30 protein-coding genes are annotated in these 24,109 nt (G+C 65.3%); 17 read left to right on the top strand and 13 right to left on the bottom strand.

All coding sequences use genetic code 11. From position 1 onward, the window contains the following. Window positions 1-3: 3 nt before the first annotated feature. Complete coding sequence (locus tag ACFQ24_RS14950; RefSeq protein ID WP_380912590.1) at window positions 4-750, top strand: esterase/lipase family protein; 747 nt, start codon at window positions 4-6, stop codon at window positions 748-750. On the opposite strand, the gene gltX is transcribed toward ACFQ24_RS14950, so the two are convergent. Together gltX and ACFQ24_RS14940 are read right to left on the bottom strand one after the other, a co-directional pair. Next, window positions 747-2,075: a glutamate--tRNA ligase gene (gene gltX, locus ACFQ24_RS14945; RefSeq protein ID WP_380912588.1), complete on the bottom strand. Its 1,329-nt coding sequence runs from the start codon at window positions 2,073-2,075 to the stop codon at window positions 747-749. The genes ACFQ24_RS14950 and gltX overlap by 4 nt on opposite strands. Beyond that, the gene (locus tag ACFQ24_RS14940; protein ID WP_380912586.1) at window positions 2,072-3,727 is read right to left on the bottom strand and encodes an NAD+ synthase; all 1,656 of its coding nucleotides are present in this window, start codon (window positions 3,725-3,727) and stop codon (window positions 2,072-2,074) included. The genes gltX and ACFQ24_RS14940 overlap by 4 nt, the downstream gene beginning before the upstream one ends. A gap of 117 nt (window positions 3,728-3,844) precedes the next feature. On the opposite strand from ACFQ24_RS14940, the gene ACFQ24_RS14935 reads away from it, so the two are divergent. Next, entirely contained in the window at window positions 3,845-4,780 is a 936-nt protein-coding gene (locus ACFQ24_RS14935) for a ribose-phosphate pyrophosphokinase (protein ID WP_380912584.1), read from the top strand. A 76-nt stretch (window positions 4,781-4,856) separates the two neighbouring features. Here the strand turns inward: ACFQ24_RS14935 and ACFQ24_RS14930 are convergent, their stop codons facing one another. Then, window positions 4,857-5,093 carry a hypothetical protein gene (locus tag ACFQ24_RS14930; protein ID WP_380912582.1) on the bottom strand — a complete coding sequence of 79 codons (237 nt, stop codon included), beginning with the start codon at window positions 5,091-5,093 and terminating at the stop codon, window positions 4,857-4,859. A gap of 73 nt (window positions 5,094-5,166) precedes the next feature. Here ACFQ24_RS14930 and hisN point away from each other — a divergent pair, with 73 nt between their 5' ends. The 6 genes from hisN to pheT all read left to right on the top strand — a co-directional run bounded on the left by hisN (window position 5,167) and on the right by pheT (window position 11,074). Then, window positions 5,167-5,979, top strand: coding sequence for a histidinol-phosphatase (gene hisN, locus ACFQ24_RS14925; protein WP_380912580.1), 813 nt, complete (start codon window positions 5,167-5,169; stop codon window positions 5,977-5,979). A gap of 132 nt (window positions 5,980-6,111) precedes the next feature. Continuing rightward, a complete protein-coding gene (gene rpmI, locus ACFQ24_RS14920; RefSeq protein WP_066699836.1) occupies window positions 6,112-6,315 on the top strand; it encodes a 50S ribosomal protein L35 in 204 nt (67 codons plus the stop codon). Window positions 6,316-6,329: 14 nt separating this feature from the next. Continuing rightward, window positions 6,330-6,692, top strand: coding sequence for a 50S ribosomal protein L20 (gene rplT / locus ACFQ24_RS14915; protein ID WP_380912578.1), 363 nt, complete (start codon window positions 6,330-6,332; stop codon window positions 6,690-6,692). 191 nt (window positions 6,693-6,883) lie between these two features. Then, window positions 6,884-7,498: a LysE family translocator gene (locus ACFQ24_RS14910; RefSeq protein WP_380912576.1), complete on the top strand. Its 615-nt coding sequence runs from the start codon at window positions 6,884-6,886 to the stop codon at window positions 7,496-7,498. 70 nt (window positions 7,499-7,568) lie between these two features. Further along, the gene (gene pheS, locus ACFQ24_RS14905; protein WP_380912574.1) at window positions 7,569-8,660 is read left to right on the top strand and encodes a phenylalanine--tRNA ligase subunit alpha; all 1,092 of its coding nucleotides are present in this window, start codon (window positions 7,569-7,571) and stop codon (window positions 8,658-8,660) included. Continuing rightward, window positions 8,657-11,074: a phenylalanine--tRNA ligase subunit beta gene (pheT, locus tag ACFQ24_RS14900; RefSeq protein ID WP_380912572.1), complete on the top strand. Its 2,418-nt coding sequence runs from the start codon at window positions 8,657-8,659 to the stop codon at window positions 11,072-11,074. The genes pheS and pheT overlap by 4 nt, the downstream gene beginning before the upstream one ends. A 45-nt stretch (window positions 11,075-11,119) precedes the next feature. On the opposite strand, the gene ACFQ24_RS14895 is transcribed toward pheT, so the two are convergent. The 8 genes from ACFQ24_RS14895 to ACFQ24_RS14860 all read right to left on the bottom strand — a co-directional run bounded on the left by ACFQ24_RS14895 (window position 11,120) and on the right by ACFQ24_RS14860 (window position 13,887). Then, window positions 11,120-11,359 carry a hypothetical protein gene (locus tag ACFQ24_RS14895; RefSeq protein WP_380912569.1) on the bottom strand — a complete coding sequence of 80 codons (240 nt, stop codon included), beginning with the start codon at window positions 11,357-11,359 and terminating at the stop codon, window positions 11,120-11,122. A gap of 28 nt (window positions 11,360-11,387) precedes the next feature. After that, a complete protein-coding gene (locus ACFQ24_RS14890; protein ID WP_380912568.1) occupies window positions 11,388-11,639 on the bottom strand; it encodes a hypothetical protein in 252 nt (83 codons plus the stop codon). A gap of 35 nt (window positions 11,640-11,674) precedes the next feature. Further along, entirely contained in the window at window positions 11,675-11,938 is a 264-nt protein-coding gene (locus ACFQ24_RS14885) for a hypothetical protein (RefSeq protein WP_380912634.1), read from the bottom strand. A 104-nt stretch (window positions 11,939-12,042) separates the two neighbouring features. Further along, window positions 12,043-12,330, bottom strand: coding sequence for a hypothetical protein (locus ACFQ24_RS14880; RefSeq protein WP_380912565.1), 288 nt, complete (start codon window positions 12,328-12,330; stop codon window positions 12,043-12,045). Between the two features lie 28 nt (window positions 12,331-12,358). Continuing rightward, on the bottom strand, window positions 12,359-12,733 hold the full coding sequence (pspC, locus tag ACFQ24_RS14875) for an envelope stress response membrane protein PspC (RefSeq protein WP_380912563.1): 375 nt from the start codon (window positions 12,731-12,733) through the stop codon (window positions 12,359-12,361). A 1-nt stretch (window position 12,734) separates the two neighbouring features. Continuing rightward, window positions 12,735-13,001, bottom strand: a complete 267-nt coding sequence (gene pspB, locus ACFQ24_RS14870; protein WP_380912560.1) for an envelope stress response membrane protein PspB — start codon at window positions 12,999-13,001, stop codon at window positions 12,735-12,737. Window positions 13,002-13,004: 3 nt separating this feature from the next. Then, window positions 13,005-13,673 (bottom strand): phage shock protein PspA, encoded by a 669-nt coding sequence (gene pspA / locus ACFQ24_RS14865; RefSeq protein ID WP_380912558.1) that lies wholly within the window; start codon window positions 13,671-13,673, stop codon window positions 13,005-13,007. Between the two features lie 40 nt (window positions 13,674-13,713). Further along, window positions 13,714-13,887 carry a hypothetical protein gene (locus tag ACFQ24_RS14860; RefSeq protein WP_380912556.1) on the bottom strand — a complete coding sequence of 58 codons (174 nt, stop codon included), beginning with the start codon at window positions 13,885-13,887 and terminating at the stop codon, window positions 13,714-13,716. Between the two features lie 185 nt (window positions 13,888-14,072). Between ACFQ24_RS14860 and pspF the strand changes: the two genes are divergently transcribed. Further along, window positions 14,073-15,101, top strand: coding sequence for a phage shock protein operon transcriptional activator (gene pspF, locus ACFQ24_RS14855; protein ID WP_380912554.1), 1,029 nt, complete (start codon window positions 14,073-14,075; stop codon window positions 15,099-15,101). A 26-nt stretch (window positions 15,102-15,127) separates the two neighbouring features. On the opposite strand, the gene ACFQ24_RS14850 is transcribed toward pspF, so the two are convergent. Beyond that, window positions 15,128-16,006 carry a 3-hydroxybutyryl-CoA dehydrogenase gene (locus ACFQ24_RS14850; RefSeq protein WP_380912552.1) on the bottom strand — a complete coding sequence of 293 codons (879 nt, stop codon included), beginning with the start codon at window positions 16,004-16,006 and terminating at the stop codon, window positions 15,128-15,130. Between the two features lie 149 nt (window positions 16,007-16,155). On the opposite strand from ACFQ24_RS14850, the gene ACFQ24_RS14845 reads away from it, so the two are divergent. The 8 genes from ACFQ24_RS14845 to ACFQ24_RS14810 all read left to right on the top strand — a co-directional run bounded on the left by ACFQ24_RS14845 (window position 16,156) and on the right by ACFQ24_RS14810 (window position 23,462). Next, entirely contained in the window at window positions 16,156-16,626 is a 471-nt protein-coding gene (locus ACFQ24_RS14845) for a YbgC/FadM family acyl-CoA thioesterase (protein WP_380912550.1), read from the top strand. Then, complete coding sequence (gene tolQ / locus ACFQ24_RS14840) at window positions 16,623-17,327, top strand: protein TolQ (RefSeq protein WP_380912548.1); 705 nt, start codon at window positions 16,623-16,625, stop codon at window positions 17,325-17,327. The genes ACFQ24_RS14845 and tolQ overlap by 4 nt, the downstream gene beginning before the upstream one ends. A 28-nt stretch (window positions 17,328-17,355) precedes the next feature. Then, window positions 17,356-17,841 carry a protein TolR gene (gene tolR, locus ACFQ24_RS14835; protein WP_380912546.1) on the top strand — a complete coding sequence of 162 codons (486 nt, stop codon included), beginning with the start codon at window positions 17,356-17,358 and terminating at the stop codon, window positions 17,839-17,841. A 9-nt stretch (window positions 17,842-17,850) separates the two neighbouring features. Next, window positions 17,851-18,861, top strand: a complete 1,011-nt coding sequence (locus ACFQ24_RS14830; protein WP_380912544.1) for a cell envelope biogenesis protein TolA — start codon at window positions 17,851-17,853, stop codon at window positions 18,859-18,861. Continuing rightward, window positions 18,858-20,192 (top strand): Tol-Pal system beta propeller repeat protein TolB, encoded by a 1,335-nt coding sequence (gene tolB, locus ACFQ24_RS14825; RefSeq protein WP_380912542.1) that lies wholly within the window; start codon window positions 18,858-18,860, stop codon window positions 20,190-20,192. The genes ACFQ24_RS14830 and tolB overlap by 4 nt, the downstream gene beginning before the upstream one ends. A 155-nt stretch (window positions 20,193-20,347) precedes the next feature. Further along, window positions 20,348-20,866, top strand: coding sequence for a peptidoglycan-associated lipoprotein Pal (pal, locus tag ACFQ24_RS14820; RefSeq protein WP_380912540.1), 519 nt, complete (start codon window positions 20,348-20,350; stop codon window positions 20,864-20,866). 299 nt (window positions 20,867-21,165) lie between these two features. Continuing rightward, on the top strand, window positions 21,166-22,359 hold the full coding sequence (locus tag ACFQ24_RS14815) for an SGNH/GDSL hydrolase family protein (protein ID WP_380912538.1): 1,194 nt from the start codon (window positions 21,166-21,168) through the stop codon (window positions 22,357-22,359). 56 nt (window positions 22,360-22,415) lie between these two features. Further along, the gene (locus tag ACFQ24_RS14810; RefSeq protein WP_380912536.1) at window positions 22,416-23,462 is read left to right on the top strand and encodes a LacI family DNA-binding transcriptional regulator; all 1,047 of its coding nucleotides are present in this window, start codon (window positions 22,416-22,418) and stop codon (window positions 23,460-23,462) included. Window positions 23,463-23,522: 60 nt separating this feature from the next. Here ACFQ24_RS14810 and ACFQ24_RS14805 read toward each other — a convergent pair whose 3' ends face one another. After that, on the bottom strand, window positions 23,523-24,077 hold the full coding sequence (locus ACFQ24_RS14805; protein WP_380912534.1) for a hypothetical protein: 555 nt from the start codon (window positions 24,075-24,077) through the stop codon (window positions 23,523-23,525). Window positions 24,078-24,109 lie beyond the last annotated feature (32 nt).

Raw genomic sequence — 24,109 nt, 5'->3', positions numbered from 1 at the left:
GTCGTGCCACCTTACGCCCAAGCCGTCAGCAGTTTCTGGAAGGATCGCCTCGCGCCCGGGCCGCGCGCAGCGACCCTGCCGCCGCTGCAGCAGCTGCTGGGCAATCTGTCGGTGCCGTTCGACCTAGCGCGCACGCGTGCGCAGGCGGAGCAGTTGGCGTCGCAGATGCGCGGCGACGGGCGATCCGTGCTGCTGATTCCAGGGTTGATGGCATCCGAACAGCGGATGGGATGGCTGCGCCAAATCCTGAGCGCTGGGGACTATAGCGCTCATGACTGGGGCATGGGCCGTAATTTCGGTCCCCGACCCGACAGCCTGTCCAGAATCGACGCACGCGTGGATGCCATCCGCCGCGAGCAGGACGGGCCGGTTACGCTGGTGGGATGGAGCCTGGGCGGCCTTTATGCGCGGGAATATGCCAAATTCGCGCCGCACAAGGTTGCCGGCGTCGTCACCATGGGTACGCCCTTCTCCGGCGATCCGCGCGCCAACCACGCCTGGCGGCTGTATCAGCTCGTGTCCGGTTTTCCCGTCGATCGTCCGCCCTTCCCTTGCACACGCGAGGAAAAGCCGCCCGTGCCGACGGTGGCGCTCTGGTCGCGGCGCGACGGCGTGATCCTGCCCGAATGCGCGCGCGGCCGTGCCGGCGAACGGGACAAGGCGATCGAAGTCGACTGTACCCATATGGGCTTCGCCGCCGCGCCCGAGGGGATAGCGGCGGTGGGCCGCGCGTTGGCGGCTATCGCCTAGACCGAAAGTCGCCGGATCGCTTCCGCCTTCCCGATGAGCGGCAGGAGCTGCGCCATGTCCGGACCGTGGTCGAGACCCGTCAGCGCGCGGCGCAGCGGCAGGAACAAGGCTTTCCCTTTTCGACCCGTGCTGTCCTTGAGAGTGATGGTTAGAGAGCGCCAGACATCGGCGTCGAATGTCGCCTCCGCCAGAATGTCGCGCGCGGCGTTCAGAAAGTCGCGGTCCTCAGGATCGAGCTGTGGCGCGTCGATCGGGCCGGTGACGATGCGCCACCAGTCGGCGGCACCCGCCACGGTCTGCAGATTGGGCCGGATCGCATTCCACGCGGCTTCGTCCATGCCTTCGGGCAACCGGTCCGCCACAGCTTCATAGGGCAGGAGATGCACGATCTTCTGATTGAGCGCGGCCAGTTCGCCCTCGTCGAAGCGGGCGGGTGCGCGTCCGAAATGGGCGAAGTCGAAGCTTTCGACCAGCGGCGTCATGTCCGCAAACGGTTCGATCGGCTGCGAACTGCCGAGACGGGCGAGCAACGAGGCGATCGCCATCGGCTCCAACCCGGCCTCGCGAAAATGCGCGACGCCGAGAGAACCCAGACGCTTCGACAATTTCCCTTCTGCCCCAGTCAGCAGCGCTTCATGCGCGAAGGACGGAACGGGCGCGCCCAGCGCCTCGAACATCTGGATTTGCGTCGCGGTGTTGGACACATGGTCCTCCCCCCGCAGGACGTGGCTGATCCCCATGTCGATATCATCGATCACCGAGGGAAGAAGGTAGAGCCAGCTGCCATCGCTGCGGCGGACGACCGGATCGGACAGCAACCGGGGGTCGAAGCGCTGCTCGCCCCGGATCAGGTCGGTCCAGACGATGGGCCGATCATGATCCAGCCGGAAGCGCCAGTGCGGCGAGCGGCCTTCCGCCTCATAGGCAGCGATCTGGTCGGCGGTCAGCGAAAGAGCGGCGCGATCATAGACCGGCGGCAAGCCGCGCCCCAGCAATATCTTGCGGCGCAGGTCCAACTCCTGCGCCGTTTCATAGGCAGGATAGACGCGGCCCGTCGCCTTGAGCGCCGCGAATTGCGCCTCATACAGGGCGAAACGGTCCGACTGTTTTTCCTCCCCGTCCCAATGCAGACCGAGCCAGGCGAGATCGCCCTTGATCGAGTCCGCATATGCGACGCTGGACCGCTCAAGGTCCGTATCGTCGAGGCGCAGCAGGAACCGCCCGCCGGACTTGCGCGCCCATAGCCAGTTATGGAGTGCGGCCCGGATGTTGCCGACATGGAGATGTCCGGTGGGCGACGGGGCGAAGCGGGTGGTGACGGTCATAGGGTACGGAACGCGTTAGTTATGGGATAGCGGCGGTCGCGGCCGAAATTGCGGATGCCAAGCTTCACGCCCGGCGGCGACTGGCGGCGCTTATATTCGGCGACGTAAAGCAGCCGCTCGATCCGGGCGACGGTATCACGATCGAAACCGCGCGCAACGAGCTGCTCGACGGACAATTCCTCCTCGACCAGGCCATAGAGGATCGGGTCCAGCACTTCATAGGGCGGCAGGCTGTCGTCGTCGCGCTGATTGTCGCGCAGTTCGGCGCTGGGCGGCTTGGTGATGACACGGTCCGGCATCACCGGCCCCTTCGGTCCGAGGCCCAGCGACGAGACGTTGACGTTGCGCCAGCGAGCCAAATCGAAAACGGTCGTCTTGTAGGCGTCCTTCAACACCGAATAGCCGCCCGCCATATCGCCATAGATGGTGGCGTAGCCGACCGACATCTCGCTCTTGTTGCCGGTGGTGAGCAGCATGTGCCCGAACTTGTTGGACAGCGCCATCAGGGTCAAGCCCCGGATGCGCGACTGGATATTCTCCTCGGCAAGGTCTCGTTGGCGGCCATCGAATGCGGGGCGAAGCATGGCATCGAACGCGCCCACCGCCGGTTCGATCGCAATGCTGTCATAGCGAACGCCGAGCAAGCGCGCGCATTCCACTGCATCGTCCAGGCTGTCCTGGCCGGTGAAGCGCGATGGCATCATCACGCACCAGACCCGGTCGGCTCCCAGCGCATCGACTGCCACAGCGGCGGAGAGCGCGGAATCGATCCCGCCCGACAGGCCGAGCACCACGCCGGGGAAGCGGTTGCGGTCGACATAATCACGCAGGCCGAGCAGCATCGCATTATAGATGTCGTCGGGCCGTTCATCGAGCGCGTGGCGTTCGCCCGGGAGGCAGGTCCAGCGCCCCCCCTGCTTCTCCCAATGCGTGAGGGTGAGCGTCTCTTCCCAGTCGGGCATCTGATGCGCAATCGACAGATCGCCGTTCATCACGAAGGACGCGCCATCAAAGACCAGTTCGTCCTGCCCGCCAACCCGGTTCAGATAAACCAGCGGCAGACCGGTCTCGCGGACGCGGGTGCCGGCCACCGCATTCAGCCGGCGGTCGTCCTTGTCGATTTCGAACGGGCTGCCGTTGGGGCTGATGAGCAGTTCCGCGCCCTGCGCCTTAAGATGCGCGGTGACGAACGGAAACCAGATATCCTCGCAAATGGGTACGCCGATCCTGACGCCGCGAAAGTCGATCGGCTCGGGCAGTGGGCCGGGCGCGAACAGGCGCTTTTCATCGAATGTCCCATAATTGGGCAATTCGCGCTTCTGCCGGATGGCGGTGACCGCGCCGCCTTCCAGCAGGGCGACGACGTTGAAGAGGACACCCTGCGACGCCACGACCGTTCCCACCAGCATGGCCGGGCCGCCGTCCGCCGTGGCCTGTGCCAAGCGATCCAGTTCCCGGTTGGCGCGATCCACTAGCGCGGGTTTCAGCACCAGATCCTCAGGCGGATAACCGATCAGCTGGAGCTCGGGAAAGACGATAAGGTCCGCGCCGCTCGCCCGTGCGCGCCAGTCCAGCATGGCATCGGCATTGGCGGCAAGGTCGCCCACGGATTGGGTCATCTGCGCCAGCGCGATCACGAGTTTGTCGGTCATGCCGGCCCCCTAGTCCATTTTGAAGGCGGGCGCAAAACGCCTTTCCAGCGCTCCCAAGCGCCGCTAAAGGGGCCGCGTCTCGCGCACTGTCATCCATTCGTCACGGGGTTTTTCGCCATGAAACTCATGACCGGCAATTCCAACAAGCCGCTTGCTGCGGCGATCGCCGACTATATCGAAATCCCCCTGACCGACGCCAGCGTCCGCCGCTTCGCCGACGAGGAAGTTTTCGTGGAAATCCATGAGAATGTCCGCGGCGAAGACGTGTTCGTGATCCAGTCGACGGCCTATCCGACCAACGACAACCTCATGGAACTGCTGATCATGATCGATGCGCTGAAACGCGCATCGGCCAAGCGAATCACGGCGGTCGTCCCCTATTTCGGCTATGCCCGGCAGGACCGGAAGCCCGGCCCCCGCACGCCGATCAGCGCGAAACTGGTGGCGAACCTCATCACCACGGCAGGCGCGGACCGTGTGCTTTCGGTCGATCTGCATGCCGGACAGATCCAGGGCTTCTTCGACATTCCCACGGACAATCTGTTCGGTGCGCCGGTGATGTCGGCCGACATCCAGGCGCGTTTCGGCGACCGCAACATCATGGTCGTGTCGCCGGACGTCGGCGGCGTGGTGCGTGCCCGGGCACTGGCCAAGCGCCTGGACAATGCGCCGCTCGCGATCGTCGATAAACGCCGCGAACGAGCGGGCGAATCGGAAGTCATGAACATCATCGGCGACGTGAAGGGGCGCTTCTGCATCCTGATCGACGATATCGTCGATTCCGCCGGTACGCTGTGCAACGCGGCGAGCGCGCTCAAGGCTGCCGGGGCCGAGGATGTGATCGCCTATGTCAGCCATGGCGTCTTGTCGGGCGGCGCGGTCGCCCGGGTGGACGCATCGGAACTGCTGGAACTGGTCATTACCGACTCGATCCAGGGCACCGACGCCGTGAACAATGCGCAGCGCATCCGCCACCTGCCCATCGCCCCCCTGCTGGGCGAAGCCATCAAGCGCATCGCGGACGAAAGTTCAGTCTCCAGCCTGTTCGACTAAAAGGAGAACGGGCTGGCGGATGATCCGGGGGATCGTCCGGCTGAACTTTGTCAGTCTCCAGCCTGTTCGGCTGACGTCAGGCAGTAGGAAGCAGGATAAGCGGCAGGGCAAGGATCAGCGCAAGGCCGGCGACGATCCGTTGACCGCGCGAAACCCCCATGGGCTTTTCCTGCCACAGCATCGGGCAGGCGAGGACGGAAAGGCCGATCAGCAGATTGGATAGCGCCACCGATCCCCCAACGGGCAAATCCTGCCGCAGCGCGAGGCCGCCGAAGAGCGCCGCGAAACTCAATATCCAACCGATCAACGCCATACCCGCCCCTTTCCCGATGCAGGCTAGAACGGTCGGGTTGCGGAAGGCTTAACCGATCCGCTAGGGCGGTGCGATGACCACGCGCGACGATCTGGCCCTCGCCAACCGCCTTGCCGATGCCGCCGGCGCGGCGATCCGTCCCTTCTTCCGGGCACGCTATGACGTGGAGGTGAAGGCGGACAAATCGCCGGTGACCGAGGCCGACCGCGCCGCCGAGGCAGCGATCCGTGCCATCCTGGAAAAGGAACGGCCGCACGACGGCATCATCGGCGAGGAATATGGATCGGTGCGCACCGACGCCGAGCGGGTCTGGATATTGGACCCGATCGACGGGACGCGCAGCTTCATCGCCGGACGGCCGATCTTCGGCACGCTGATCGCGCTGACGCAAGCGGGCTGGCCAACGATCGGCATCATCGACCAGCCGATCGCAGCCGAACGCTGGGCCGGGATGAGCGGTCAGCCTACGACCTTCAACGGCAAGCCGGTGCGCACCCGCGCCTGCCCGACGATTGAGGGCGCGGGCATCGCCACTACGAGCCCACACCTGTTCGCGGAGGGGGACGTGCCGCATTATATGGCGCTGGTCGCAGCGGTATCGGGCGGATCGCCGCGCCAGGGTCCGGTCTATGGGGGAGATTGCTACAATTATGGGCTTCTGGCGTCGGGCTTCCTGGACATCGTGATAGAATCGGGTCTTCAAAGCTATGATTTCGCTGCGCTCGTGCCGGTGATCGAAGGCGCGGGCGGCCTGATGTGCGACTGGAATGGCGAGCCGCTTAACGCGCAGAGCGAGGGGCATGTGCTGGCGCTCGGCGATCCGGCGCGGCTGGAGGATGTGCTCGAAGCGCTGCACGCCGCTGGCCACGACCATCATCATCCGTGAACGGCGCCGAATCGCTTGCCTTTTCGAGCCGAGGCCACTAAGGGCCGCCCTTCGCGATATTCAGTGGGACTGCCCGGCTAACTAGGGCTGCCGTGGCCGTCTGTAATCGTCGCGCTGAAAAAGGAGACGAAAATGCCCAAGATGAAGACCAAGAGCGGTGTGAAGAAGCGCTTCAAGTTCACCGCAACTGGCAAGGTCAAGCACGGCGTCGCTGGCAAGCGTCACCGCCTGATCAGCCACAATGCGAAATATATCCGTCAGAACCGCGGCACGTCCGTCCTGTCGGACGCCGATGCCGGTCATGTGCGCCTCTGGGCGCCGTACGGCCTGAAGTAAGGAGGGCCTGACCCATGGCACGTGTCAAGCGTGGTGTAACCACCAAGGCGAAGCATAAGCGGATTCTGGATCAGGCGAAGGGCTATTATGGCCGTCGCAAGAACACCATCCGCATCGCGCGCCAGGCCGTAGAAAAGGCCGGCCAGTACGCCTATCGCGACCGCAAGGTGAAGAAGCGGACCTTCCGTGGTCTGTGGATTCAGCGTATCAACGCCGGCGTCCGCGCCGAAGGCCTCACCTATTCGCAATTCATGCACGGCCTGAAGCTGGCTGGCGTGGATCTGGACCGGAAGGTTCTGGCCGACATCGCGATGCACGAAGGCGAGGCGTTTAGCGCCATCATCGCCCAGGCGAAGGCTGCGCTGCCCGCGGCCTGAGCTTAGAACGATCGCAAGATCGTCCAAAGGGGCGCCGGGGCAGATGCCTTCGGCGCCCTTTTTGTTTCTCTTCTTCCCCGTTCGGGCTGAGCTTGTCGAAGCCCTGCATTTCTTGAAGAAAGAACTGCCCTTCGACAGGCTCAGGGCGAACGGTGTCGTACTTAGAGCCCGCGACCTCAAAGGACCGTTCCATGTCTCTGCATCTCTGGTGGATTTACGTCACGGCGGTTTTCCTGATCTCGGCCACGCCGGGACCGAACATGCTGCATGTCATGACCCAGAGCATCGCCCATGGCCCACGCAAGGCGCTCGCTACCATGGCGGGGCTGATGAGTGCGGTGCTACTGTGTCTGGTCGCGTCGGCCCTGGGGCTGGGCGCGCTTCTCAAGGCGTCGCCGCGCCTGTTCGATGTGCTGCGCTATGCGGGTGTTGCCTATCTGATCTGGCTGGGCGTCAAGGCCTGGCGCGCGCCTGTCGGGGGTGAAGCGACGATGCGGCCTGTACGCTCTGACCGGGCGCTCTATGCAACGGGCCTGCTGACCGGCCTGTCCAACCCCAAGCTCATCATCTTCGCCGCCGCCCTCTTCCCGCAGTTCATCGTACTCGATCGCCCCTTCTGGCTGCAGCTTGGCATCCTGATCGGCAGCTTCGTGGTGATCGAGAGCTTCTGGTATGGTGCCTACGCGCTGGGCGGCGCGCGGCTCGCCCGCTGGCTGGAGCCGGCAAACCGCCAGAAGCTGTTCAACCGGGGAACGGGTCTGCTGTTCATCGGCTTTGGCGGTGCGCTGCTGGGAGCACGCGCCTGACCCTTCCCTTGCGTCGCCCGGCTCGTTAAGGCGCGCCATGGGTCCGCCATCATAGGCTTCGAGAAGATAGATGACTGAAATTAGCGCACTGAAAGCCGGCCTGATCGCCGACATCCACGCCGCCGACACGTTGGAGGCACTGGAGGCGCTGCGCGTCGGCGCGCTGGGGAAGAGCGGGGTGGTCACCGGCCTCCTCAAAACGCTGGGGCCCATGTCGCCCGATGAGCGGCTGGAAAAAGGACCGCCGATTCAGGATCTGCGCGAGAGCGTGACGGCCGCGCTGGTGCAGAAGAAGGCGATGCTGGAACAGGCGGCGCTCGACGCGCGGCTTGCTTCGGAAAGGGTCGATATGACCCTGCCCGCTGATCCTGCGCCGCAGGGGAGCGTCCATCCGGTCAGCCAGGTGATGGACGAACTGGCGGAAATCTTCGCGGACCTCGGCTTCTCCGTCGCCACCGGACCGGAGATCGAGGACGATTGGCATAATTTCACCGCGCTCAACATTCCCGAGACGCATCCGGCGCGCGCGATGCACGACACTTTCTATTTCCCCGATGGAGACGACGGGAAAAAGATGCTGCTTCGGACCCATACGTCGCCGGTGCAGATCCGCACGATGATGAGCACGCCCCCGCCGATCCGCATTATCGCGCCCGGTCGCGTCTATCGCAGCGACAGCGATGCCACGCATACGCCGATGTTCCACCAGATCGAGGGGCTGGTGATCGACAAGGGCATCACGCTCGGTCACCTGAAATGGACGCTGGAAACCTTCCTCAAAGCCTTTTTCGAGCGCGAGGACATCGTCCTGCGGCTTCGGCCGAGCTATTTCCCCTTCACCGAGCCGTCGGTCGAGGTCGATGTCGGCTACACGCTGGCGAACGGGCAGCGGGTGATCGGCGGCGACGGCGATGCACCGGACGGCGGCTGGCTGGAAGTGCTGGGCAGCGGCATGGTCAACCGCCGCGTGATCGAGGCATGCGGCCTTGACCCCGACGAATGGCAGGGCTTCGCATTCGGCACCGGCGTCGATCGGCTCGCCATGCTCAAATATGGGATGAACGACTTGCGCGCTTTCTTCGATGGCGACCTGCGGTGGCTGCGCCATTATGGCTTCTCGGCGCTGGACGTGCCGACGCTGAGCGGAGGAGTGGGCGCATGAAGTTCACGCTGAGCTGGCTCAAGACGCATCTCGTTACCGATGCGGAGCTGCCGACGATCCTCAAGACGCTGAACGCCATCGGGCTTGAGGTCGAGGGCGTCGAAAACCCGGCCGAGAAGCTGGGCGCGTTCAAGATCGCCAAGGTGCTGACCGCCGAGCGTCATCCGCAGGCGGACAAGCTCCAGGTGCTGACCGTCGATCATGGCGACGGGACGCCGCTTCAGGTCGTGTGCGGCGCCCCCAACGCGCGCGCCGGCCTGGTCGGGGTGTTCGGGGTCGAGGGCGCGGTGGTGCCGGTGAACGGCATGGTGCTCAAGAAGACGGCGATCCGGGGCGTCGAGTCCAACGGCATGATGTGCAGCTACCGCGAACTGGAGCTGGGCGAGGATCATGACGGGATCATCGAACTTGCCGCAGAGGCTCCGGTTGGACAGGTCTATGCGCAGTGGGCGGGCCTGGACGATCCGGTGATCGACGTGTCGGTAACGCCCAACCGGCAGGACTGCATGGGTGTGCGCGGCATCGCGCGCGATCTGGCGGCGGCGGGCCTCGGCACGCTGAACGACATCATCGTGCCCGAGATCGTGGGCGAAGGCCCAGGCCCGGACGTGCGGATCGAGGATACGGACGGCTGCCCGGCTTTCTATGCCCGCGTGGTGCGAGGCGTGAGGAATGGCGCATCGCCCGACTGGATGGCGAAGCAGCTGAAAGCCATCGGGCAGAAGCCGATCAGCGCGCTGGTGGACATCACCAACTATATCATGATCGATCTCGGCCGGCCGCTCCATGTCTACGACCTTGCCACGCTCCAGGGCGGTCTTGTGGCCCGAAAGGGGCGCGCGGGCGAGCAGGTGCTGGCGCTCAACGGCAAGACCTATACGGTCGACGAGACGATGACCGTCATCGCTGACGACGAAGCGGTGCACGACATCGGCGGCATCATGGGCGGCGAGCATTCGGGCGCGCAGGACGGCACGACCGACGTGCTGATCGAATGCGCCTATTTCACGCCTGAGCGGATCGCGGTAACGGGCCAGAAGCTCGGCCTCACCTCCGACGCGCGCGGGCGGTTCGAGCGCGGGGTCGATCCGGCTTTCCTGGACGATGGCCTTTCCATCGCCACCTTCCTCGTCACCCATCTGTGCGGCGGCACCCCCAGCGAAGCGACCCGCGCGGGTGCGGCGCCGGTCACCGCCAAGGTGGTGGACTATGCGCCCGAGCGCTGCCTGACGCTGGCGGGCGTAGACGTGCCGGCCTATGAGCAGCAGCATATTCTGGAGCAGCTAGGCTTTGGCATCGCAATAGAGACGTCCTCGGTCGAATATCAAGACGGGATGCCGGTGAATACGCCGGCGCGATGGCAGGTGACCGTCCCCAGCTGGCGACGCGATGTCGACGGCTGGCCGGACATCGTCGAGGAAGTGGTGCGGATCGTGGGGCTGGACCAGGTGCCCTCCACGCCCCTGCCTCGCCTACCCGGCGTCGCCCGCCCCACCGCCACGGCCGAGCAGCTGGTCGAGCGCCGGGTGCGGCGGACGGCTGCGGCGCGCGGGCTTGCCGAAGCGATCAACTGGTCCTTCATCTCGGAAAAGGAAGCCGCGAGCGTTGGTGGCGGCCACTGGATGCTGGCCAATCCGATCTCGGAAGAACTGAAGGTGATGCGTCCATCGCTGCTGCCGGGCCTGCTGTCCGCTGCGGCGCGCAACATGGATCGCGGCGCGGCGTCCGTCCGCCTATTCGAGCTAGGCCGCCGCTATTTCGCGCAGGGTGAGCGGGCTACGGTCGGCTTCGTGCTGGCAGGGGAAAAGGTGCCGCGTGGCTGGCGATCCGGCAAGGCGCAGCCGTTTGACGCGTTCGACGCGAAGGCCGAAGTGCTTGCGCTGCTGGCGGGCGCCGGCGCGCCAGTCGCGAACCTGCAGAATTTTTGGGAGGCGTCAGCTGCCTATCATCCAGGTCAGTCGGGCACGCTCCGGCTTGGCCCGAAGGTCGTGCTTGCCGAATATGGCGTGCTGCATCCCAATCTCGCCAAGGCCTTCGACCTGACCGGCACGGTAGTTGCCGGCGAAATCTTCCTCGATGCCATTCCGGCCAAGCGGAAGAGCGGCTTCATGCGCCCGCCTTACGCGCCGCCGGCCCTTCAGGCCGTGAAGCGCGACTTCGCTTTCCTGGTCCCGGCCGATGTCGAGGCCGATGCGCTGGTCCGCGCGGTGCGCGGTGCCGACAAGAAGGCGATCGTGGATGCCCGACTCTTCGACTTGTTCGTGGGGCCAGGCGTCGAGGAAGGCTACAAATCGCTGGCTGTCGAAGTGACGCTGCAGCCGGGGGAAAAGAGCTTCGCCCAGGAAGAGCTGGAGGCGATCAGCGCCGCCGTGGTGAAAGCGGCGCAGAAGCTGGGAGCCAGCCTGCGGGGCTGACACCCGGTGACGGGCGCGACCCTGCGGGCCGCGCCCGCTCCTGCCTTAAAGGTCCACCCCGGCCGCGATCGCTTCGAGCTTGCGAATGCGTTCCTTGAGGTCCGCAACCTCGATGCGGGCGGCGGCCGATGGCGGCGCGCCGACATCGCCCTGCCCGTGACGGAGCAGTTCCGCCCGCTTGAGGTCAAGCCAGCCGTTCCAGCCCCGCAAGGCCGCGACGGCGATGATGGCGATGCCGGCAAGGCTGGTCGTCGCCAGGATCAGATAGATATAAGGGTCCTGCATAAATGCCTCCCAGCCCGAATGGCGTCCTTCAATCGCCGTTCCGAAGCCTTTCGAATTCGCGTTCCAGCGCAGTGTTGCTGTCAGTGGCGAGCCGTTCGAGCACGGCCACCCGGTCCTTGAGCGCCTTGACCTCGGCGCGGAGCCGTTCGGCCTCCGGGTCCGGGCCGCGATGGATGAAATCCTCACCCTTGTCGCGGCGCACGACGCCCATCTTGGCCTTCACGACCTGTACGATACCGACGATCGCGATGATGGCGACCACCATTTCAAACGGATTCATATCGTTCGTCTCCCTTCGGCACGCTGGCCGCCAAGTCAGTTGGCCGGGCCGCGCAGCCTTTCGATTTCGCGATTGAGCTGGTGGCTGTCGTCCGTGACGATACGCTCCACCACGGCAAGACGGTCCTTCATTGATCCGACCTCGGCACGCAGCTGGGCGTTTTCCTGGCTGAGCAGCTTGATCCGCTCGACCATTTCCTCGTTCTTTTGCGGATAGACCGCCTTGCCCCAGCTGTTTTCCAGCGGATAACAGTGGCGCACGCGGAGCCAGGTGGTGAAAATCCATCCCGCCACTGCCATCGCTCCGATCAACAGCCCTCCGCCGATGATCCACGGCAGGTTCGGGATGATAACCGTGTCTGCGATATCAACCTTGTTCATGAGTTTCCCCTTGCGCGACCGGCTCAGCGCAGCGCGTCGATTTCGCGGGCGGTGCGGAGGGCGGGATCGGTGGCGATCCTTTCCAGCACCGCGATGCGTTCCTCAAGGCGACTGATACGGCCAGTCAGCTTTTCGTTTTCGCTTGATAAAAGGTCGATTTTTCGACCGGCGTCGGGATCGGTTCGATGAACGGTGTTTCCGTTGTCGTCCGTCACCGGATAGCCGTGCTTCGCTTTGATCCAGGTGTTGAGCACCGAACCGAGGGCCACCGATGCGCAGATGAGCACGGGAAGAAGCCAGGACCATTGCATGTTCATTCTCCCTGTCGATGGCCGGCGATCAGCGCAGGCTGTCTATTTCGTCCGCCAGGCGCGTGTTGCGGCTGGTGTAATAGATTTCGATGTCGGCCAGACGACGGTCTATGTCGCGGAACTTGGCGCGGACATCGCGGGTGGAGCGCGCCGGGTTGGCGCGCACGCCCTGCCAGAATTTCTGGTCGTCCCTGTCGGCATAGAGGCCGGATGGCTTGTTGTCCGCGATGACGCCGATGGCGAAGTAAGCGAGCAGCGTCCAACCGATGATGAAGAAGGACAGGAACATGGCGACCCGGACCCAGACCACGTCGATCCCGGTATAGTCGGCGATGCCGGAGCACACGCCCATGAACTTGCCATTAGCCTTGTCGAGGTAGAATTTGGTGCGGCGGGCGCTCATGTCAGTTCCTCCGGTCGAAGCTATATTCGTCCGTCTCCTGCGGACGCGTGGGGCGGAAATCGGGATTGTCGGCGGCGACGATCCGTTCGACCGTCTGCAGCCTTTCTTCCAGCCGCCGGGCGAGAAGGTGGAGCTCGTCCAGCAGCTTCTCATCCTCGTCGGTGATCTTGGGCGCCTGTTTCCACTTGGTAACATAGTGGAAGATCAGCCAGGGCATGCCGATGAACAGCATGCCGCAGATGACGACGGGCAGGAACACGTCCTCCATGGATCAGGCCCCCTTGTTCATGCTGGCCTTGAGCGCCGCCAGTTCGGCATCGACCTTGTCGGATGCGCGCAGTTCGGCGATCTCCTCCTCCAGCGTCTTGGGCTGCTGACCCAGGTTCATGGCATCGGCCCGCCCTTCAGCGAGGTCGGCGCGGCGTTCAAGCATGTCGAAACGGGCGAAGGCTTCGTTGACCTTCTCGCCGGCATAGGCTTCCCGCACGCGCAGGCGGTTCTCGGCGCTCTGCATCCGGGTGACGATGCTGTTCTGCCGGGCGCGCGCCTCGCGCAGCTTGGCCTGCAGCTTGGCGATGTCGGCTTCCGACGCGGCCAGCGCCTCGTCCAGCGTTTCGATCTCATGGCCCAGTTGCTCGGCCATGTCGGCCGCCTTCTGCTTTTCGACCAGTGCCGCCTTGGCAAGATCGTCGCGATCCTTGCTGAGCGCCAGCTGCGCCTTTTCCGTCCAGCTGTCCTGCAGCGCGGTCAGCTTCGCGATGTGGCGGCGCATCTCCTTCTGGTCGGCAATGGTGCGGGCGGCGGACGCGCGCACCTCGACCAGCGTCTCCTCCATTTCAAGGATGATCATGCGGATCATCTTCGCCGGGTCTTCCGCCTTGTCCAGCAAGTCGGTCACGTTGGCGGCGATGATGTCGCGGGTGCGGGAAAAAATGCCCATTTTAACGTCACTCCTGGTCGTGTCTGTTCGAACCGCGTCCTTAGGCAAGATAGCGCGAAGGGGCGGCCATGTCGTGGCTTGCGAGCGCGATGGATTCGCTGGCGCGGGCCGGTCCGACGGCTGAAAGGATCATGGTCGATCCGAACAGTACGGCGGCGACGGCGACCGACATCAGCTGGCCGATCTCGCGAACGCTGTTGGTGGTCTTTTCCATTGTCTTGCTCCCTGAACCTTGGCCTTCATGTGGTTCCGCATGTCTTTGCGGATTGCCCAAAGCTTTGCAGAGGGCGTGCCAAATCGTGGAAAGGCGCAGATATCCGCCGATTTTCGGCCGCTTCAGGATGGTCGTGCCAATATGTCCCTTGCCAAGGAGTGGGACATTTCACCATAAGTTGGCGGATGGAGAAAAATACGCAGTTTGTCGGCCAGAGCTTCGCCTTCCTCGATGCGGTCGAGCAGGCGGGGCGTGCGGCAGAACTCAACCGCCCGGTGCTGGTCATCGGCGAGCGCGGCACGGGCAAGGAGCTGATCGCCGAGCGCCTCCATCGCCTTTCTCCCCGCTGGGGCGAGCCGCTGATCGTCATGAACTGCGCCGCTCTGCCCGAAACCCTGATAGAAGCCGAGCTGTTCGGCCATGAGCAGGGGGCGTTCACCGGTGCGACCAAGGCGCGGCCGGGACGTTTCGAAGAAGCGGACGGCGGCACGCTATTCCTTGACGAGCTTGGCACTTTGTCGATGGCGGCGCAGGAACGGCTGTTGCGCGTGATCGAATATGGCGAGGTGACGCGGATCGGCGCATCGCGGCCGATCATGGTGGACGTGCGGATCGTGGCGGCGACCAATGAGGATCTGCCGGCCGCTGCCGATGCCGGGCGCTTTCGTCCCGACCTGCTTGATCGCCTCAGCTTCGAGGTCATTACGCTGCCGCCGTTGCGCGCGCGGGAAGGCGACGTGACGGTGCTGGCGGATCATTTCGGGCGGCGCATGGCGGCCGAACTCAACTGGCCCCAATGGCCGGGGTTCAGCGCGGCCTGCGCGGCCGAGCTGGAGGGACATGGCTGGCCGGGCAATGTGCGCGAACTGCGCAACGTGGTGGAGCGCGCCGTCTATCGCTGGGACGAGCCGGGCAAGCCGATCAGCCGTATCACCTTCGACCCCTTTGCATCACCTTGGAAGCCCCGACCACTGATGCCCAAGGCGGACGATACGGCCGCCTCTTCCGCCTCCCCCGCCTCGGCCTCAAGTCCGGCAGCGGCGTTCGAGGAGATCAGCGACCTGCGCGCCGCGGTGGACGCGCATGAAGCGGCGATCATCCGCACCGCGCTGGAGCGGTTCCGCTACAACCAGCGCGCGACGGCCAAGGGGCTGGGCCTCACCTACGACCAACTGCGCCACTGCATGAAGAAACATGGGCTGAGCGCGGGGTGAAAACCCGCGCGCGTCTCATGTCCCTCTCAGCGGGTCGGAACGGGTTCCGGCCCCGAATAATCGTAGAAGCCCTTGCCCGTCTTGCGGCCGTACCATCCAGCCTCGACATATTTGACCAGCAGCGGCGCGGGCCGATATTTGGGATCACCCGTGCTGGTCAGCAGAACCTTGCAGATTTCAAGGCAGGTATCCAGGCCGACAAAGTCCGCGAGGGTGAGAGGGCCCATCGGATGGTTGAGGCCGAGCTTGATCCCCGTGTCGATGTCCACCACGCCGGCGACGCCCTCGCCCAGGGCGAAGATCGCTTCGTTGAGCATCGGCATCAGGATGCGGTTCACGATGAAGCCGGGTGCGTCGAAAGCGTGGACGACCACCTTGCCCAGGCGCTGGGCGAAGGCTTCAATCGTGGCCACGGTTTCCGGACTGGTGCCGAGCCCGCGAATGACCTCGATCAGACCCATGACCGGTACGGGATTGAAGAAGTGGACGCCGACGAAGCGCGACGCATCGGGCGCGGCCTGTGCCAGGCGGGTGATGGGAATGGAGGAGGTGTTGCTGGCGAGGATGGCGTCCTTGGCGAGAAGCGGCCCGACATTGCCGAAGATGGTGCGCTTGATGTCCTCGCGCTCGGTAGCGGCCTCGATCACCAGTTGGGCGCGGGCCAGCGGGGCGATGTCGCCCACCGCCTCGATCCGGGCGAGCGCAGCGTCGGTATCGGCCTGCGTCATCTTTTCCTTTTCGACGGCGCGGGCCAGCAGCTTCGCGATGCCGGCCTTGCCCTTTTCCGCGCGGGGAAGGTCGATGTCGGACAGGATCACATCATAGCCGGCCTGCGCCGCCACCTGCGCGATGCCTGCGCCCATTTGACCGGCACCGATCACGCCCACCGTCCTGATATCCGTCATGTCCGCTCGTTCCTCTTCCTGTGATTCCTTATGCGGTCCCGTAGCGCGATGGAGCGAGCGCGGCCAGCCGAGAGTCAGAGCCAGACAGACGGTGGGCAAAAGCCATTTCCCGCTTTGCGCAAGGACACAGCCATGGTTAAAAGCCCGCCATGTCCCTGCCCCAACCGATGCCAGCGCCAGCCAGCGGACGCTTCGTCGCCGCCGTGCATCATTTCCCGCTGCGCATCTATTTCGAGGATACGGACCTGTCCGGCCTCGTCTACCACGCCAATTATCTGCGCTATATGGAGCGGGCGCGGTCCGACATGCTGCGCATCGCCGGGATCGACCAGCGCGGCGAGCATGAAGGCGGCAGCGGCGTCTATGCGGTGACGGAGCTTAACATCCGATACCGGCGACCGGCCCGGCTGGACGACGACCTGATGGTGGTCAGCCGCGTGAGCGAGGTCCGCCCGACGCGCTGTTCCATTCAGCAGTCAGTCATGCGCGGCGACGAAGAATTGACCAACGCCGACATCACCGTCGCCTGGCTGACGCCGCAGGGCCGCCCGCAGCGCCAGCCCAAGGCGTGGACCGCCATATTCAATCGCCTTTGCCAAGGGGAAGACATCCACCCATGAGCCTCAACCTGCCCGTCGGCGCAATGGCCGACGCCGCGACCCTGTCTCCGCTCGCGCTGTTCCTTCAGGCCGATATCGTCGTCAAAGGCGTGATGATCGGCCTGCTGCTGGCCAGCATCTGGACCTGGGCGATCATCATCGGATTTTCCGTGACGCTGCGCAAGGCGAGCAAGGAAAGCCGCGCTTTCGAAGCCGATTTCTGGAAGGCCGAAGATATCGATCGCTTTTACGAAACGCGGGGCAAGGCGGCGTTTCCGGCGGCCAAGGTTATGGCGGCGGGCGTCACCGAATGGCGGCGCTCGACCGCGCAGCGCGTGATCGACCGGGACGGCACGCGCGACCGCCTGTCCACGGCCATGTCGAGCGCGATCGGCGGCGAGGTGGATCGGCTGTCCGACCGGCTCAACATCCTGGCCACGGTCGGATCGGTCGCCCCCTTCGTCGGCCTGTTCGGCACCGTTTGGGGCATCATGCGCGCCTTCACGTCCATCGCGGCGGAGCAGAACAGCAGCCTGGCGGTGGTTGCGCCGGGCATTGCCGAGGCGCTGTTCGCGACCGCCATCGGTCTGTTCGCGGCGATTCCGGCGGTCATCGCCTATAATCGCTTCAGCCATGGCATCAACCGGCTGGAATCCACGCTGACTCGCTTTGCCGATGGTTTCTACGCCACGTTGAGCCGCGAGCTGGAGGCGCAGCGATGAGCGCAGTCCGCACAGGAGCGGCGCGATAATGGCGATGTCCGGGCCTCCTTCGGGCCGGCGCGGGCGCGGGCGCGCGCCGATGGCCGACATCAACGTGACGCCGCTGGTCGATGTGATGCTGGTGCTGCTCATCATCTTCATGGTGACGGCGCCGCTGCTGGTGACTGGCGTGCCGGTGAACCTGCCGGAAACGCGCGCCAAGGGGCTGGACGCGGACGTCAAGCCGACCGTGGTGTCGATCGACCGGGACGGCGGGCTGTTCATCGACGATGCGCAGATCAGCGATGCCGACCTGCCCAATCGCCTGGCCGAGATCATGTCGGCCAATGCCGGCAAGGCCGAGCCGCCGCAGATCTTCCTGCGTGCCGACACCGCGCTCGACTATGGCCGGGTGATGCGTGTCATGGGCGAGCTCAACCGCGCGGGACTGAACAAGGTGGCGCTGGTCAGCACCGGCGGCAATGACGATGCGGCGCAGGCCGACGTCAGCGGCGGTTCAGGGCAGGAGCCTTAGGTCGGTCCTATGGAGCGTTCGGAAAAGATCGGCCTGGGCGTCGCGACGGCGGGACATGTCCTGCTGTTCGGACTGCTGTCCGCCGGCTTCCTGGCGACGCCCAACCCGCTGAAGCTCAATTCGCCGCCGATGGACGTCAGCCTGGTGGACGAGGTGGCGTTGCAATCGACCGCACCGCAGGTGTCGACGCAGCCGCCTCCGCCCAGCGTCGCACCCGAACAGGGGCCGACCGAGGACGCGAAGCCGGCTCCGGAACCCGCTCCAGCGCCCGAGCCGACGCCAACGCCTCCCCAACCTCAGCCCAAGCCCGTTCCGGCTCCGCCGCCGCCCAAGAAGGTGGTGAAGGAAACGCCGGCAAAGCCGAAGGACAAGCCGGCTCCGGCGAAGAAAGAGGTGGCGAAGGCACCGCCGAAGCCAAAGCCAGCGCCTGAAAAGCCAGCACCCAAAGCCAAACCCGCTCCGGAAAAGCCCAAGGCCAAGCCCTCGCCAGCGAAGAGCGACGTCAAATCCTCAGCGCCTGCCAAAAGCAGCAGCAAGAGCGACGCGAAGGCCAAAAGCGATGCGCCGGCCAAGGCATCCGGTCAGGGCAAGGCGGATAAGCCGCGCGGTTCCCTGCTGGGCAAAGATTTCCTGAAGGGGATCGACACCAGCGACGACGCGCCGCGCAAGCCCGCGCCGCCGCCCGCCGCAGCGATGGGGCCGCAGCAGAAGGCCGCGCTGGATGCGGAAATCCGCCGGCAGCTGAAACCGCGTTGGCGGCCGCCGTCGGGCGCGGACGCCGACAAGCTGGTCACGCTTCTGGAAGTGCGGCTGGACCAGAATGGCAATGTCGTCGGCACGCCGGAGGTGATAGACCAGCAGGGCGTCACCGCCAGCAACCGGCCGCAGGCGAAGCTGCATGCCGAGCGGGCCGTCCAGGCGGTGAAGCTCGCATCGCCGTTCCGCAATCTGCCCGGTGAATTTTACGACCAATGGAAATGGCTGCGGCCACTCCGCTTTGACGCGAGGCTGAACCGATGAAATTCCCTATCCTGCGCCAGGTGGCGTTCGCCGCGGGGGCCTTGGCCGCAATGCTGGCCGCACCCGCCATGGCGCAGCTGTCGGTGGACGTGACCGGCGAGATCGACAGCAATCTGAAGATTGCCGTGCCCCCGCTTCCCGCGCAGCAGGAGGTGGACACGCCCGCCGGACCGGCGAGCGAGCTGGGCCGCAAGATCGCGGAAGTGATCGCGTCGGACCTAAAGGGATCGGGCCTGTTCGATCCGTCCGGTCCCGGCGGACTGCCTGCGGTCGCCTTTCCCGAGGTGACCAACCCGGTCTACGACAAATGGGGTGCCTATCAGGCGCTGGCGCAGGGTTTCGTGCGCACCAGCGGCGGCGAGGCGGACATCACCGTGGGCTGCTATCTCTACGATGTGGCGCTCAAGCAGGAGCTGACGCGGCAGGGCTATGTCGTCGCCCCGCGCGATTGGCGGCGGGCCGCGCATAAATGCGCCGACGCCATCTATGCGCGCCTGTCGGGCGAAAGCCCATTCTTCGACAGCCGCATCGCCTATATCGCCGAAAGCGGTCCCAAGGGGAACCGCACCAAGCGGCTGGCGATCATGGATTCGGACGGGGCCAACCACCGCTTCATCACCAACGGCCAGTCGATGGCGCTGACCCCGCGTTTCTCGCCCGATTACAAGTCGATCGTCTATGTGAGCTATCTGGGCAGCCGGGTGCGCATCTACGTCTACGACATCGGCGCGGGCCAGCAGAAGCTGGTGACGGAAAGCAACAATCCGACCTTTGCGCCGCGCTGGTCGCCCGATGGGCGTAGCATCCTGTTTTCGATGGCGGTGGCGGGCAACACCGACATCTATCGCGTGCCGGCGAGCGGCGGCACGCCCGTTCGCCTGACCACATCGCCCGGCATCGATGTGGGTGGCAGCTATTCGCCCGACGGCAGCCAGATCGTGTTCGAAAGCGACCGGTCGGGCGGGCAGCAAATCTATGTCATGAATGCGGACGGTTCCAACCAGCGACGGATCAGCCATGGCGGCGGTCGCTATGCGACGCCGGAATGGAGCCCGCGCGGCGACCTCATCGCCTTCACCAAAATGTCCGGCGACTTCAAGATCGCGGTGATGAGCCCCAGCGGCGACAATGAGCGCACCCTGACCAACGGCTGGCAGGACGAGCAGCCGACCTGGTCGCCCAATGGCCGCGTGCTGCAATTCTTCCGCACGACGCCGGGTCGCGACGGGACCAGCCAAGTGTGGCAGGTCGACCTGACCGGCGTCAACGAACGGCGCATTCCGACCCCGCTCAGCGGATCGGACCCGGCCTGGGGGCCTTTGCTGCCGTAATCCGAGGTTCAGCCTGCGGATATAAATGTTCGACAGTTGCGTTGTCGCGGACGGCAGAAACATATGGACGACGCGGCTCGTCTTGACAGCGTAACGACCTTCGCCAACCATGGTTTCAACCGTGGGGCGGCACGGATGGAAATGAGGAGATTCCAATGAAATTGTCCCGGACCTTGCTGATGGCGAGCACCGTGATCGCGCTGGCCGCCTGCTCCAAGAAACCGCCGGCCCAGTTGCCGCCCGCGCCGGGCGGCACAGGCACCGAAACCGGCGCGTCCGCCGGCACCGGCACGGCCACCGGTCCGCGCAAGGGCAGCCAGGAGGATTTCGTGGCGTCGGTCGCGTCCGATCGCATCTTCTTCGGCCTCGACCAATATGACATCGACGCGGAGGATCAGGCGACGCTCCAGAGCCAGGCGGCCTGGCTGCAACAGAATCCCACTGTCCGCGTCACGATCGAAGGTCATGCCGACGAACGGGGCACGCGCGACTATAATATCGCGCTGGGCGAACGGCGCGCCAATGCGGCGAAAAACTACCTTGCCTCGCTGAGTATCGCGCCGAGCCGCATCACCACCGTCAGCTATGGCAAGGAACGGCCCGCCGCGCTTGGATCGGACGAGGCGGCATGGGCGCAGAACCGCCGCGCGGTGACGGTCACCATCCAATATTGACCGGCGCGAGAGCGCTTCGATGAAGCCCGTCGGCAGAGCGCCGGCGGGCTTTTTTTCATCCGTGGAGCAGGAGGGGTGTGTAGGACATGCGCGGCTTAACTTCGCATATTTCCCGTAGAAATCCTCATAGAATGTCCGTCCCGTGAAATATGATTGCGCAGGGACGATCGGGGCGATGTCCTTTATCGCACCTGAGCAAGCTGTAGGCGAGCGCCGGCAGGGATGCGCGATAGCACTGGCGCGGTCGCTTTCGCTGCGGCAAGACAGCGGTGCTGAATGGAACGGGATAGAGGGTAAGGATGATGCGGATTTCGAGGCTGGCCATGGTGCTGCTGATCGGCGCGGCGGTTGCGATGCCGGCACAGGCGCAGCATTGGTCGCGCAGCTGGATGGCCGCGCCGCAGCTGTCGAAGACGCCCCCCGAAAAGCGCCCCGACCTTACCGACCGCACGGTGCGTCAGGTGGTGCGGATCAGCAGCGGGGGCGCGCGCATCCGCCTGCGCCTGTCCAACGAAATGTCGGTAGAGCCGCTGCTGCTGGGCGCGGTGCATGTCGCGCTGGCGGGCGAAGGTGGGCGGATCGAGCCAGGCACCGATCGGGTCGTGACGTTCAACGGAATGCAGGGCGCGGCGATCCCGGCCCGCGCGCCGCTGATAAGCGACGCCATCGACCTGCCGGTCAAGCCGCTGACCCGCATCACCGTCAGCATCCATCTGCCCAAAGGCGCCCCAGACGCGACGGTGCACAGCTATTCCGCCGCCACTGGCTGGACCGCGCCGGGCAACCAGACCCACGCCGTGAGCCTGACCGACAGCGCGACACTGGGATCGCGCATCATCCTGTCGGCCGTGGAGGTTGAAAGCCGCGCGCCCGCAACGACCATCGTCACCCTGGGCGATTCGATCACCGATGGCGTGCGCGCGACGCCGGACAGCAACCGCCGCTGGCCCGACCTGCTGGCCGAGCGGCTGCAGAAGGCGGGGCGCACCAATGTCGGCGTCGCCAATGCGGGGATCAGTGCCAACCGGCTGCTGAGCGAAGGCGAAGGCTATAATGTGCTGGCGCGGTTCGACAGCGACGTGCTGGCGGTGCCGGGGGTCAGCCATGTCATCCTGCTGGAGGGCGTCAACGACCTTGGCAATGCGGCGCGGGACAGGCAGCCGATGCTGAAGCCCGAAGCGCTGATCGGCGCCTATCGCCAGATGATCGCGCGGGCGCATGATCGGGGCGTCAAGCTGATCCTGGCGACCATCCTGCCGTACAAGGGTGCGGGATATTGGAGCGCGGAAGGAGAAGCGACCCGCGAGGCGGTGAACCGCTGGATTCGCACGACCCGGGAAGCGGACGGCTTTGTCGATCTGGCGAAGGCGATCGCAGACCCGGCCGATCCGGCGCGCATGGCGAAAGCCTATGACGCCGGCGACGCGCTGCATCCCAACGATGCCGGTTTCGCCGTCATGGCGGCTGCCGTGGACCTCAAGCTGCTGCGCTGATCGCGATGCGGGCGCGCAAGATTTTACACGCCCCGAAAAGCCGCTAGAAGCGCCCGATGGACAAGCCGCCGGCCAGAAAAGCGCCCACCATCAAGGAAGTCGCCGCCCGCGCGGGCGTGTCGGTCATGACCGCATCGCGCGCCGTGAACGGCAAGGCGCTGGTCAGCGCGAAGGCGCAGCAGGCGGTCGAGAGGGCGGTCAAGGAATTGGGCTATGTCCCCAACGCCTCTGCCCGGGCGTTGGCGGGCAATGTCGACCGGCGCGTCGCGCTGCTGCACAGCCATTCGACCACCTCCGCCTATCTTGGCGAACTGCTGCTGGGCGCGCTGGGCGAAGCGCCGCAGCGCCACCTGCATCTGGTGGTCGAACAATGCGCGCCGGGCGCCTTTGCCGAAGAGATCGTCGATCAGGTGGCGCAGGCGCACGTCGCCGGCGTCATCCTCCCGCCGCCGCTGTGCGACTGGAGCGACCTGGTGGACGGGCTGCGCGCGCGGGACATTGCCGTGGTGGCGGTCGCCCCGGACCAGGATGGGCCGGACATGCTGTCGGTGGGCACGGACGATCGCCATGCCGCCTACGACCTGACCCGGCACCTCATCGAACTGGGCCACAGGCGTATCGGCTTCATCGAGGGCAATCCCCGCCACCGCGCCAATTCCCGCCGGGTGCAGGGCTTTCGCGACGCGCTGATCCACCATGGCATTGACCTGGACGAAGCGCTGATCGTGCCGGGCGACTTCAGCTATCGGTCGGGCCTGGACGCGGCCGAGCGGCTGATGTCCCTGCCGGTGCGGCCGACCGCCATCTTCGCCTGCAACGACGATATGGCGGCCGCCGCGATCACCGTCGCGCACCAGCGGCGGATCAACGTGCCGGCCGATGTCAGCATCTGCGGCTTCGACGACACGCCGCTCGCCAGCGCCATCTGGCCTGCGTTGACCACCATCCGCCAGCCGATACGCGACATGAGCCGGGAGGCGATCGGCCTGCTTGCCATGCGGTTCCGCAGCCAGGAGGAAGGCGGGGACGACATTATCGGCAAGGTGAAGCTGGATTATCAGCTGATCCGCCGCCAGTCGGACGCGGTGCCGGCGCGGCACTGACAGGCCGGCCGGTCCGTACCTTAGTCGTTGGGGCGGTGAGCCTCCGGTCAGGCAGGCCGGTCAGAGTTTCCCATATTTGGCCTCGAAACCCGCGACATCCCCGGCGGCGAGATATTTCGCCTGATCCACCCACTGATCGCGAACCGGGCGGCCCTTGAAGGTGCCGAGCCGGGCATCGATCGCGGCGATATCGCTGTCCGTCCAGGCGGCGATCTGCGCATAGCGGGTAACGCCAAGGTCGATCAGCAGCGCCTTGAGCTTGGGGCCGACGCCCTTGAGCCGCAGGAGATCGTCCGGCTCTTCGGGCAGACTGGTGACGGCGGGGGAGACAGGTGCAGGTGCAGCGTCCGGGGCGACCGCTTCGACAATAGGGTCGGCCGCCGTGATGGTAACGGGCTCCACCGAAACGGGCGTGGCGGGGGCGGGTTGCGGCGCCGCAAGCGCGGAGACAGTTTCCTCTGCTGCCTTGGGCGGCGTGGAGGGTTGCGCGACTGGCTCGACCGAGGACTCGTCAGCCGTCGTTTTGCCGCGACCCGAGAACAGGAACAGCAGAACGATCACCACGAGCAGGGCGATCAACAGCCACAGCCCATAGTCCATGAAGAATTCCTGCATCGGCCGCTGCCTCCCCTTATAGGATGGTTGAT

Origin of the sequence: Sphingobium olei (assembly GCF_042678845.1) — a bacterium.
GTDB lineage: Bacteria > Pseudomonadota > Alphaproteobacteria > Sphingomonadales > Sphingomonadaceae > Sphingobium > Sphingobium olei.
This window is presented reverse-complemented; position numbering and strand designations above follow the sequence as displayed.

What these genes read in the sequence shown, in the direction of transcription:
- ACFQ24_RS14810 (WP_380912536.1), top strand. Translation starts at nt 22,416, where the DNA reads ATGGACAAGCCGCCGGCCAGAAAAGCGCCCACCATCAAGGAAGTCGCC.
- ACFQ24_RS14885 (WP_380912634.1), bottom strand. Translation starts at nt 11,938, where the DNA reads ATGGCAGTGGCGGGATGGATTTTCACCACCTGGCTCCGCGTGCGCCAC.
- hisN (WP_380912580.1), top strand. Translation starts at nt 5,167, where the DNA reads ATGACCACGCGCGACGATCTGGCCCTCGCCAACCGCCTTGCCGATGCC.
- ACFQ24_RS14930 (WP_380912582.1), bottom strand. Translation starts at nt 5,093, where the DNA reads ATGGCGTTGATCGGTTGGATATTGAGTTTCGCGGCGCTCTTCGGCGGC.
- tolQ (WP_380912548.1), top strand. Translation starts at nt 16,623, where the DNA reads ATGAGCCTCAACCTGCCCGTCGGCGCAATGGCCGACGCCGCGACCCTG.
- ACFQ24_RS14850 (WP_380912552.1), bottom strand. Translation starts at nt 16,006, where the DNA reads ATGACGGATATCAGGACGGTGGGCGTGATCGGTGCCGGTCAAATGGGC.
- ACFQ24_RS14805 (WP_380912534.1), bottom strand. Translation starts at nt 24,077, where the DNA reads ATGCAGGAATTCTTCATGGACTATGGGCTGTGGCTGTTGATCGCCCTG.
- ACFQ24_RS14815 (WP_380912538.1), top strand. Translation starts at nt 21,166, where the DNA reads ATGATGCGGATTTCGAGGCTGGCCATGGTGCTGCTGATCGGCGCGGCG.
- ACFQ24_RS14845 (WP_380912550.1), top strand. Translation starts at nt 16,156, where the DNA reads ATGTCCCTGCCCCAACCGATGCCAGCGCCAGCCAGCGGACGCTTCGTC.
- ACFQ24_RS14910 (WP_380912576.1), top strand. Translation starts at nt 6,884, where the DNA reads ATGTCTCTGCATCTCTGGTGGATTTACGTCACGGCGGTTTTCCTGATC.
- ACFQ24_RS14940 (WP_380912586.1), bottom strand. Translation starts at nt 3,727, where the DNA reads ATGACCGACAAACTCGTGATCGCGCTGGCGCAGATGACCCAATCCGTG.
- rpmI (WP_066699836.1), top strand. Translation starts at nt 6,112, where the DNA reads ATGCCCAAGATGAAGACCAAGAGCGGTGTGAAGAAGCGCTTCAAGTTC.
- ACFQ24_RS14890 (WP_380912568.1), bottom strand. Translation starts at nt 11,639, where the DNA reads ATGAATCCGTTTGAAATGGTGGTCGCCATCATCGCGATCGTCGGTATC.
- tolR (WP_380912546.1), top strand. Translation starts at nt 17,356, where the DNA reads ATGGCGATGTCCGGGCCTCCTTCGGGCCGGCGCGGGCGCGGGCGCGCG.
- pspA (WP_380912558.1), bottom strand. Translation starts at nt 13,673, where the DNA reads ATGGGCATTTTTTCCCGCACCCGCGACATCATCGCCGCCAACGTGACC.
- tolB (WP_380912542.1), top strand. Translation starts at nt 18,858, where the DNA reads ATGAAATTCCCTATCCTGCGCCAGGTGGCGTTCGCCGCGGGGGCCTTG.
- gltX (WP_380912588.1), bottom strand. Translation starts at nt 2,075, where the DNA reads ATGACCGTCACCACCCGCTTCGCCCCGTCGCCCACCGGACATCTCCAT.
- pheS (WP_380912574.1), top strand. Translation starts at nt 7,569, where the DNA reads ATGACTGAAATTAGCGCACTGAAAGCCGGCCTGATCGCCGACATCCAC.
- pspF (WP_380912554.1), top strand. Translation starts at nt 14,073, where the DNA reads ATGGAGAAAAATACGCAGTTTGTCGGCCAGAGCTTCGCCTTCCTCGAT.
- ACFQ24_RS14895 (WP_380912569.1), bottom strand. Translation starts at nt 11,359, where the DNA reads ATGCAGGACCCTTATATCTATCTGATCCTGGCGACGACCAGCCTTGCC.
- pspC (WP_380912563.1), bottom strand. Translation starts at nt 12,733, where the DNA reads ATGAGCGCCCGCCGCACCAAATTCTACCTCGACAAGGCTAATGGCAAG.
- pspB (WP_380912560.1), bottom strand. Translation starts at nt 13,001, where the DNA reads ATGGAGGACGTGTTCCTGCCCGTCGTCATCTGCGGCATGCTGTTCATC.
- ACFQ24_RS14880 (WP_380912565.1), bottom strand. Translation starts at nt 12,330, where the DNA reads ATGCAATGGTCCTGGCTTCTTCCCGTGCTCATCTGCGCATCGGTGGCC.
- pal (WP_380912540.1), top strand. Translation starts at nt 20,348, where the DNA reads ATGAAATTGTCCCGGACCTTGCTGATGGCGAGCACCGTGATCGCGCTG.
- ACFQ24_RS14935 (WP_380912584.1), top strand. Translation starts at nt 3,845, where the DNA reads ATGAAACTCATGACCGGCAATTCCAACAAGCCGCTTGCTGCGGCGATC.
- rplT (WP_380912578.1), top strand. Translation starts at nt 6,330, where the DNA reads ATGGCACGTGTCAAGCGTGGTGTAACCACCAAGGCGAAGCATAAGCGG.
- ACFQ24_RS14860 (WP_380912556.1), bottom strand. Translation starts at nt 13,887, where the DNA reads ATGGAAAAGACCACCAACAGCGTTCGCGAGATCGGCCAGCTGATGTCG.
- pheT (WP_380912572.1), top strand. Translation starts at nt 8,657, where the DNA reads ATGAAGTTCACGCTGAGCTGGCTCAAGACGCATCTCGTTACCGATGCG.
- ACFQ24_RS14830 (WP_380912544.1), top strand. Translation starts at nt 17,851, where the DNA reads ATGGAGCGTTCGGAAAAGATCGGCCTGGGCGTCGCGACGGCGGGACAT.